This is a genomic window from Staphylococcus petrasii, from assembly GCF_002902565.1.
Taxonomy (GTDB): Bacteria; Bacillota; Bacilli; order Staphylococcales; family Staphylococcaceae; genus Staphylococcus; species Staphylococcus petrasii.
Map to the genome: position 1 here is coordinate 40,587 of NZ_PPRC01000001.1, position 10,329 is coordinate 50,915.

Here is a 10,329-nt window from a genome sequence, read left to right on the forward strand (position 1 = left end):
GCAATTATGGGCGAGTTTAAAGGGTTTATGAAGTATGAGAAACAGTCGTTATCCGAATTGTCGCTTGTTGATCGATTAAAAAATCACGATGCATTTCAACAGCGCTTTTCACGTGAGGAAGCCTCTATACAAGGCGCACGTTGTATGGATTGTGGTACGCCTTTTTGTCAAACGGGTCTTCCTTTTGGCCGGGAAACAATTGGATGTCCAATTGGCAACTATATTCCGGAGTGGAATGATTTGGTGTATCATCAAGATTTCAAAGGGGCCTACGAACGTTTAAGTGAAACTAATAATTTTCCTGATTTTACTGGACGCGTTTGCCCAGCACCATGTGAGAACTCATGTGTAATGAAGATTAACCGTGATTCCATAGCGATTAAAGGTATTGAACGTACGATTATAGATGAAGCTTTTGAAAATGGATGGGTCAAACCCAAACTTCCAAAAGTACGTAAAACCCAAAAAGTAGCCATCGTAGGAAGCGGACCAGCTGGACTAGCAGCCGCTGAAGAACTTAATTATATAGGCTATCAAGTTACAGTATTTGAAAAAGCAGCTGAACCAGGTGGATTACTCATGTACGGGATCCCTAACATGAAGTTAGACAAAGATGTGGTACGTCGACGTATTGCCTTAATGGAAGAAGCGGGCATAATATTTAAAACGAATGTGAACATAGGGGTAGACGTATCAAAAGAGGAATTAGAAGCGCGATTTGATGCGATTATCTTATGTACCGGAGCTCAAAAAGCACGCGATTTACCTTTAGAAGGACGTATGGGCCAAGGTATCCATTTTGCGATGGATTATCTGACAGAACAAACACAACTTCTCAACGGTGAAATTGACGAAGCTACCATTACGGCAAAAGATAAAAATGTCATTATTATTGGTGCAGGGGACACAGGTGCCGATTGTGTAGCGACCGCATTACGTGAAAATTGTAAGTCGATTGTACAATTTAACAAGTATACTAAAGCACCAGAAGAAATTACGTTTAAAACTAATACATCATGGCCGCTTCCTTTACCTGTCTTCAAAATGGATTATGCGCATAAAGAATATGAAACACGTTTCGGAAGAGAACCACGTGCTTATGGCGTTCAAACTATGCGCTATGATGTTGACCATATTGGAAATATTCGTGGAGTTTATACTCAAATCTTAGAAGAAACACCTGAAGGCATGGTAGTAGTCGATGGTACTGAAAGACATTGGCCAGCCGACTTAGTCTTACTTTCAATTGGATTTGAAGGTATTGAGCCTACAGTACCAAGAGAATTTGATATTGCTACTAAATTTAATAGAATTGTAGCGAATGACAAAGACTATCATACCAACCAAGAAAAGTTTTTCGCAGCAGGGGATGCGCGTCGAGGTCAAAGTTTAGTTGTCTGGGCAATTAAAGAAGGACGTGCCGTTGCTAAGTCAGTCGATAGTTATTTACAACAGAAAGTGCTAGTGTAAGTACTGCTTTTCAGCATGCTACTGACTTCATTTGTAAAGAAATGATTAAAAAAGTTTTAATACAGTAAAGAAAATGTTTGACTTCCAATGAACCATGTTATAAGATAGTTATTGTGTTCATTGGAGGAATACCCAAGTCCGGCTGAAGGGATCGGTCTTGAAAACCGACAGGGCCTTAACGGGCCGCGGGGGTTCGAATCCCTCTTCCTCCGCCATTATAATTAAAATCCAAGACTAATAAATATAAAAAGACAAGTACTCAATGTAGATTGAGTACTTGTCTTTTTTTGCTTCATGGGACCGCATAAGCACAAATATCATCTTTTTTCACCCAAATATATAAAACTAAATGTAAGCCTTTACAAAACTTGTCTAGACAAGTTATACTTTATGTATTAAAGATAAGGGAGTGAAAGGCGTGGCTGTCAAAAGACAAGATGTACAAGACATCGTTAAAGCAATTGGTGGCAAAGAAAATGTTGATACTGCAACCCATTGTGTAACTCGTTTGCGTTTAGTATTAAAAGACGATAATAAAGTTAATAAAGAAGCTTTAGATGACAATACGTTAGTAAAAGGCCAATTTAAAGCGGATAATCAATACCAAATTGTAATTGGTCCAGGAACAGTAGACGAAGTATATAAACAATTTATAAAAGAAACAGGTGCTGAAGAAGCCTCGAAAGATGAAGCAAAAGCAGCTGCAGCTAAAAAAGGTAACCCAGTACAAAGATTGATTAAATTATTAGGAGACATCTTTATTCCTATCTTACCTGCTTTAGTTACTGCCGGGCTTCTAATGGGGATTAATAACCTTTTAACAATGGAAAATCTATTTGGACCTAAGCCACTAGTAGAACAGTTCCCACAATTAGGGGATATCTCAAATATCATTAATGTTATAGCGAGTACCGCGTTTATCTTCTTACCAGCTTTAATTGGTTGGAGTAGTATGAAAGTCTTCGGCGGTAGTCCTATCTTAGGTTTGGTACTTGGCTTGATTTTAATGCATCCACAATTAGTATCACAATATGATATTGCGAAAGGGCATATCCCAACTTGGAACCTTTTCGGTTTAGAAATTAAACAGTTAAACTATCAAGGACAAGTCTTACCAGTATTAATTGCAGCTTATGTACTTTCACTCATTGAAAAAGCGCTTAACAAGGTCGTGCATGATTCTATTAAAATGCTCGTAGTAGGTCCAGTAGCGTTATTAATTACAGGATTCTTAGCGTTCATCATTATTGGACCGGTTGCTTTAGCAATTGGAACTGCCATCACTGGTGCGATTCAATTCGTCTTTGAACATGCTGGATGGTTAGGTGGCGCAATTTATGGTTTCTTCTATGCACCACTTGTTATCACAGGTTTACATCATATGTTCTTAGCAGTTGATTTCCAATTAATGGGAAGTAAATTAGGCGGTACATACTTATGGCCAATCGTTGCTATCTCTAATATTTGCCAAGGTTCAGCTGCATTTGGCGCATGGTTTATTTATAGACGTCGTAAAATGGCGAAAGAAGAAGGTTTAGCATTAACTTCAAGTGTTTCAGCATTTTTAGGCGTAACAGAACCCGCAATGTTTGGTGTGAACTTACCACTCAAAGTACCTTTCTTCGCTGCAATTTGTACTTCTGGCGTTTTAGGCGCAATTATCGGTGCAAATAGAGTATTAGGTAATGTAGGCGTTGGTGGTGTTCCAGCATTTATTTCAATTAAGAGTGAATATTGGTTTATTTATATTCCAATCACATTGCTTGCTGTTATAGTACCAGCAATCTTAACAATCATTTTCTCAAGATTTACTACGATTAAAGCTAAGAAAATGGTTGAAAATCCTGACGAAACAAAATAAGGGTAATGCACAACAATAAAGACGTTCACGTATTATTTTACAAGTACTTGGACGTCTTTTCGTTTTAATCATATTTACTATATATAAAGGTGGAATGAAAATGGCTCAACAAGACTGGAAAAAATCAGTAGTTTATCAAATTTATCCTAAATCATTTAATGATACCACTGGCAACGGCCAAGGGGATTTAAACGGTATTATTGAAAAATTAGACTACCTACAATATCTAGGTGTAGATTACATTTGGTTAACGCCAATTTACGAATCACCTATGAATGATAACGGCTATGATATTAGTAATTATTTTAAAATAAATGAACAGTTTGGCACGATAGAAGATTTCGAAACGTTAGTTAAAGAAGCCCATCAACGTGATTTAAAAGTAATGATGGACATTGTTATTAATCATACGTCTACAGAACATCAATGGTTTAAAGAAGCGATTAGCTCAAAAGATAATCCATATCGTGATTTTTATTTCTTTAGACCATCTCAAGATGGACCATCGACGAATTGGGAGTCTAAATTTGGTGGTAATGCTTGGCAATATGATGAACACACAGAAGAATATTACTTACATTTGTTTGACGTCACACAAGCAGATTTGAATTGGGATAATGAAACTGTCCGCAAAGCATTATACGATGTTGTTAATCATTGGATTGACTTTGGCGTAGATGGTTTCCGATTTGATGTCATTAACTTAATATCTAAAGGCGAATTTAAAGATTCACCTAAGATAGGTAAAGAATTTTACACAGATGGCCCACGTGTCCATGAGTATCTTCATGAACTAAATCGCAACACATTTGGAGATAAAGATATGATGACAGTAGGAGAAATGTCATCTACAACGATTGATAATTGTATTAAATACACGCAGCCTGAGCGCCAGGAATTAAGTAGTGTATTTAATTTCCATCATTTAAAAGTGGATTACGTAGATGGAGAAAAATGGACGAATGCGAAATTTGATTTTCTAAAATTAAAAGAAATTCTTATGGAATGGCAAGTAGGGATTAATAAAGATGGCGGCTGGAACGCTATCTTCTGGTGCAACCACGACCAACCTCGTGTAGTATCACGTTTCGGAGATGATTCAACTGAGGAGAACCGCCAAGCGAGTGCTAAGATGTTAGCAATTGCGCTTCATATGTTGCAAGGTACGCCTTATATTTATCAAGGTGAAGAAATTGGTATGACCGATCCGCACTTTGATTCTATTCAGCAATATCGCGATGTTGAGTCTTTAAATGCTTATGAAAATTTAAAACATAAAGGCATAGACGAAGAGGAAATTTTAACGATTTTAGGTCAAAAATCACGTGATAATTCACGTACACCAATTCAATGGACTTCAAACGAACAAGCTGGCTTCACAACGGGTACACCATGGATTGATATACCAAATAATATTAATAAAATAAATGTAGAAGACGCTATGGAAGATGAACATTCTATTTTACAAACGTATCGCCAACTTATCGCTCTACGTCATGAACATGATATTATTACTTATGGCGATATTGAGCCAATGTATATGGAACACCCTCAATTATTTATTTATCGACGTAACTATCAAAATCAATCTTGGTTAGTAATTGCTAACTTTTCAAAAGAAGCAGTTAAACTTCCAGATGAAATCGATACAAATGGGGATATTGTGATTCAAAATGGCACAGTGGAAAACGGTGAAATATCACCATTTGGCGCAATTGTGATTGAGCATTCATAATCATTGGCTAAGCAGACTGGTGGAGAAAAGATGGCACAACAAAAATTTATAACGATTTACGATGAATTAAAACAAGGTATCTTCGATGGTACTTACAGCTATGGTGATCAATTACCTTCTGAGCATGAATTAGTTGAGAAATATCATGCTTCGCGTGAAACAGTGAGGAAGGCACTGGAACTGTTAGCGAATGATGGGATGATTCAAAAGATTAGAGGCAAAGGTTCCATCGTCATTGACCAAGGTATGACGGAATTTCCTTTCTCGAATTTAATTAGTTTCAAAGAAGTGAAAGAAGAATTAGGCTTGAAACATACGACGAATGTCCTTCTTAATGAAGTGATTGAAGCGGATGCAGTGCCTCACGTTAAGAAGCACCTTAATTTAACGCAGAATCAACCGCTTATTCATATTATAAGAAGCCGTAGCGTGAATGGCATAGTAAAGATTCTAGATGAAGATTATTTCTTAACTTCGATAGTCCCATCTATTACTGATCAAGTAGCGAAAGACTCAATCTATCATTATTTGGAAGCGGAATTAGGTTTAGAAATTAGTTATTCCAATAAAGCGATTACATTCGAGCCATTTACTGAGTGTGAATACGATGTTTTTGGAAAAGTGCAGCCCCCATACACGGCGACGGTAAGAAGTATTGTTTATTTAAAAGATACAACACAATTCCAATACAATGTGTCTAAACACTTAGCAACAGAATTTAAATTTAATGAATTTTCAAGAAGACATACGAAATAAAAGGCGTTATAGAAGAGCACGAAAGGCATATATCAATAGCTCAGGATTCTTCGTAACATTATGCTTGCATTTAGTCGATTATTTATAGTATTATTAAACTTACCGTGCTAGGTGGGGAGGTAGCGGTTCCCTGTACTCGAAATCCGCTTTATGCGAGACTTAATTCCTTCGTTGAGGGTGTGTCTTTGTGAAGTCTGCCCGAAGCACGAGGTGTTTGAAGATTTCGGTCCTATGCAATATGAACCCATGAACCATGTCAGGTCCTGACGGAAGCAGCATTAAGTGGATCCTCATATGTGCCGTAGGGTAGCCGAGATTTAGCTATCGACTTCGGTAACGTTTATGATACACACTCGATTCGAAGGTGCGCGGTTTTTTTATATTTAAAATGCACAACTTATACATAGATAACTAGATAATCAACCCTTATTTGATGATAAACGAAAGGGTTTGTTTTCAGTCTGAGGTGACTTTAATTTAAAGTCACCTCTTTTTTGTATAGAATAAAGAAGTATAATATTTATATGTGAAATAAAGAGGCATGGAGTTTTATCAACATTGGGGCCTTTTCAAAATAGAGAAGCGTTAAAGATATACGAATAGGGGGATAATGGATGCAAATCTATTTAAGCACTTTAACTGAAACGGACTATGCTGCGACATTAGATAAAATTGAAGAAAGCTATAATCAACACGCAAATCAAAATGGTGCGTCACAACGTCAGCTTGTAGCGCGTTTACGACAAGCGGAAACTTATAACTATGAGCTAGAAGTGATTGCTAAAAATGAAAATGGAGAAATCATCGGTCACATCATGTTAAGTGAAGTTAACCTTGTTACAGAGGATAATAAATATAAAGCTTTAGAACTCGTGTCTCTTATTGTAGACGAACGTATACAGAATCAAGGATTAGGCAAAGCGTTAGTTCAAGCCATTGAAGAACGCGCTAAATCGCAGCATTACACTACAATCATAGTGGGATGTAGTCCAGATTATTTTGAAAAGATAGGATATGAACGTGCAGATGTGCATCATATTTTCTCAAAAGAAACAAATGAAGATAAATTACGTGTGAAATTCTTATGGGATCAGTTAAATGATTATCCCCATGGTACAGTGCGTAATGCAGATATAATATAAAATTGAGTTAAGTCTAAGAAAGTAAGGCATGATATAATATAACGTAATTGTTAACGGAGGTGCGAATGTGAATTATCAAGCTTTATATCGAATGTTTAGACCTCAAAGTTTCGAAGACGTTGTAGGTCAAGAACATGTAACGAAAACGTTACGTAATGCTATTTCAAAAGGAAAACAATCTCATGCCTATATATTTAGCGGTCCAAGAGGTACAGGTAAAACAAGTATTGCCAAAGTATTTGCTAAAGCGATTAACTGTTTGAACCCTCATGATGGAGAGCCGTGTAATGAGTGTGCTATCTGTAAAGGGATTACCCAAGGCACAAATGGAGACGTTATCGAAATTGATGCGGCCAGTAATAACGGTGTAGACGAGATTAGAAATATTAGAGATAAAGTAAAATACGCGCCTAGTGAATCAAAATATAAAGTATATATTATTGACGAGGTTCATATGCTTACGACAGGAGCCTTCAATGCATTACTAAAAACGCTTGAAGAACCTCCTGCACATGCGATTTTTATATTAGCAACAACTGAACCACATAAAATTCCTCCCACTATCATTTCACGTGCACAACGTTTTGATTTTAAAGCGATAGGCACAGATCAAATTATAGAGCGATTACGTTTTGTGGCTGAGGAACAGGAATTACAATATGATGATGCTGCCCTTGAATTTATTGCGAAAGCGTCTGAAGGCGGTATGCGTGATGCATTAAGTATTATGGACCAGGCTATCGCATTCGGTGATGAGCACCTAACATTGCAGGACGTATTAGACGTAACAGGTAGCGTTGATGAAGCGGCATTAAACGACTTATTTAAAGAAGTGGTTGATGGTAATGTGAAAGAAGCCTTCGCGCGTTATCATCGCTTTATCGCAGAAGGTAAAGAGGTTAATCGTCTAATTAATGATATGATTTATTTCGTGCGTGATACGATTATGAATAAAACGGTTGAAGGTGAAACAGAATATGATGCCTTAATTCGTTTCGATTTAGAAACGTTATACCATTTAATTGATATCATTAATGACACGTTAGTCTCAATTCGCTTTAGTGTTAACCAGAATGTGCATTTTGAGGTTTTATTGGTGAAAATTGCTGAAATGATAAAAAATCAACCAGAAAATGTCCAAAACGTAGCTACAACCCAAGTAGCTGCAGAACCTCATAATGAAGTGTTATTACAAAGAATGGAACAACTTGAAAATGAATTAAAAACGTTAAAAGCGCAAGGTATCACACAACCTAGTAATAAAACTAACTCAACTCAAGCGAATAATAGAGGAAAACGTGCAAATAAAAATCCTTTCTCTATGACTCAAATCGCTAAAGTTTTAGATGAGGCTAATAAAGAAGATATTCAATTATTAAAAAAACATTGGCAAGAAGTTATTGATTACGCTAAAAGTAACGATAAAAAATCATTAGTTAGCTTATTACAGAATTCTGTGCCAGTTGCAGCGAGTGCTAAACGTGTTTTAGTTCAGTTTGATGAAGAAATTCATTGCGAGATTGTTAATAGAGATGAAGAAAAACGTAGTAACATTGAAAATGTAGTTAGAAATATTATCAATAAAGACGTAGAGGTAGTGGGCGTGCCATCTGATCAATGGATGCGCGTACGTTCAGAATACCTTAACAATCGAAGAAATAATGACAGTGAAGAAAGTAAAGAAGCTAATAAGAATGAAGAAAAAGAAATAGATGTGGCTCAAAAAGCACGCGATTTATTTGGCGAAGAAACAGTTAATTTAATAGATGAATAAACTGTATTTTTAAAGACAGAAGTGTCTAAAAGTAATAATGATGGACGTTAGAGTGGATAAATAGTGATACATGACAATGATAATAAACGCATGTATAATAAATTATAAATCAAAAGTAAATATTCATATATTTAAGGAGGAAATGATATTATGCGCGGCGGCGGAAATATGCAACAAATGATGAAACAAATGCAAAAAATGCAAAAGAAAATGGCTCAAGAACAAGAAAAACTTAAAGAAGAACGTATTGTAGGTACTGCTGGTGGCGGCATGGTTGCTGTAACAGTTACTGGACATAAAGAAGTTGTAGATGTAGAAATTAAAGAAGAAGCAGTAGATCCAGACGATATCGAAATGCTACAAGATTTAGTTTTAGCAGCTACAAACGAGGCTATGAACAAAGCGGACGATTTAACACAAGAACGTTTAGGCAAACATACTCAAGGCTTAAATATTCCAGGAATGTAAGAATAGATGCATTATCCAGAACCCATATCTAAATTAATAGATAGTTTTATGAAACTGCCAGGCATTGGTCCCAAGACGGCTCAACGTCTGGCATTTCATACTTTAGATATGAAAGAAGACGATGTTGTCCAATTTGCTAAAGCCTTAGTAGATGTTAAACGAGAACTTACTTATTGTAGCGTATGTGGTCATATCACTGAAAATGACCCTTGCTACATTTGTGAAGATAAACAAAGAGACCGTTCAGTTATTTGTGTAGTTGAAGATGATAAAGACGTCATTGCTATGGAAAAAATGAGAGAATATAAAGGACTTTATCATGTATTACATGGATCAATTTCACCAATGGATGGTATTGGCCCTGAAGACATCAATATTCCTACTTTAATAGATAGACTAAAAGATGAAGAAGTAAAAGAACTTATTCTAGCTATGAATCCAAACCTTGAAGGCGAGTCAACAGCTATGTATATTTCAAGGTTAGTTAAACCTATTGGTATAAAAGTTACGAGACTAGCGCAAGGACTCTCAGTAGGTGGAGACTTAGAGTATGCTGATGAAGTTACACTTTCAAAAGCTATCGCAGGTAGAACAGAAATGTAAGAAGAATTGAGCCACTATTTATAGAAGAAACTGTTTCAAGTTAGTGCTAATACTAATGAAATGAGCCGTCCTTCTAAAAAATAGTGGTTTTTTAAAATTTATTTATAGAAATTGTAAATTTTTTAAAGTTTGTATTTATAGTGATTTAAACGCGGATAATAGGGTATTATATATGTTATTAAACATGTTAAACGTACTTTTATGTTATATCTAATAATTAAAGTTCGGTTATTAAGGTAAAAACGACCATCCTTAATCGGGAAGGTGTAATTTTTACCGTTGTGAAATGCTCGAAAAGCCTGTATAGTATATATATCTGTTGAGCGGAACAAATCAACGAACATTAAAATTACTTCAAAAATTAAATAAAAAAAGTTGTTGACTTTCTAGTCGATAGCGAGTATAATTAATTCTTGTGGTAAAGAAATGAACATTGAAAACTGAATGACAATATGTCAACGTTAATTCCAATAAATGTAACTTTAAGTTACAAACACTATTTAGTTTTATGAGCTAATCA

Annotated in this window: 8 protein-coding genes, 1 tRNA gene and 1 other RNA gene; all 10 read left to right on the top strand. The window is 35.9% G+C overall.

The window, feature by feature from the left end:
- The first annotated feature begins 6 nt into the window (after positions 1-6).
- The 10 genes from CD127_RS00195 (at position 7) to recR (ending at position 9,809) form a co-directional block, all read left to right on the top strand.
- A complete protein-coding gene (locus tag CD127_RS00195; RefSeq protein WP_103365332.1) occupies positions 7-1,470 on the top strand; it encodes a glutamate synthase subunit beta in 1,464 nt (487 codons plus the stop codon).
- Positions 1,471-1,592: 122 nt separating this feature from the next.
- Positions 1,593-1,685, top strand: a tRNA-Ser gene (locus CD127_RS00200).
- 203 nt (positions 1,686-1,888) lie between these two features.
- Positions 1,889-3,331 (top strand): PTS system trehalose-specific EIIBC component, encoded by a 1,443-nt coding sequence (gene treP / locus CD127_RS00205; RefSeq protein WP_103365333.1) that lies wholly within the window; start codon positions 1,889-1,891, stop codon positions 3,329-3,331.
- 100 nt (positions 3,332-3,431) lie between these two features.
- A complete protein-coding gene (gene treC, locus CD127_RS00210) occupies positions 3,432-5,066 on the top strand; it encodes an alpha,alpha-phosphotrehalase (protein ID WP_103365334.1) in 1,635 nt (544 codons plus the stop codon).
- Between the two features lie 30 nt (positions 5,067-5,096).
- Entirely contained in the window at positions 5,097-5,822 is a 726-nt protein-coding gene (treR, locus tag CD127_RS00215; RefSeq protein WP_103365335.1) for a trehalose operon repressor, read from the top strand.
- 102 nt (positions 5,823-5,924) lie between these two features.
- An RNA gene (gene ffs / locus CD127_RS00220) (signal recognition particle sRNA large type) lies at positions 5,925-6,194 on the top strand.
- A 242-nt stretch (positions 6,195-6,436) separates the two neighbouring features.
- Positions 6,437-6,964: a GNAT family N-acetyltransferase gene (locus tag CD127_RS00225; protein WP_103297732.1), complete on the top strand. Its 528-nt coding sequence runs from the start codon at positions 6,437-6,439 to the stop codon at positions 6,962-6,964.
- 67 nt (positions 6,965-7,031) lie between these two features.
- Positions 7,032-8,738 carry a DNA polymerase III subunit gamma/tau gene (dnaX, locus tag CD127_RS00230; RefSeq protein WP_103365336.1) on the top strand — a complete coding sequence of 569 codons (1,707 nt, stop codon included), beginning with the start codon at positions 7,032-7,034 and terminating at the stop codon, positions 8,736-8,738.
- Positions 8,739-8,888: 150 nt separating this feature from the next.
- The gene (locus tag CD127_RS00235; protein WP_031916187.1) at positions 8,889-9,206 is read left to right on the top strand and encodes a YbaB/EbfC family nucleoid-associated protein; all 318 of its coding nucleotides are present in this window, start codon (positions 8,889-8,891) and stop codon (positions 9,204-9,206) included.
- Positions 9,207-9,212: 6 nt separating this feature from the next.
- Positions 9,213-9,809, top strand: coding sequence for a recombination mediator RecR (gene recR / locus CD127_RS00240; protein WP_011276782.1), 597 nt, complete (start codon positions 9,213-9,215; stop codon positions 9,807-9,809).
- Positions 9,810-10,329: the final 520 nt, after the last annotated feature.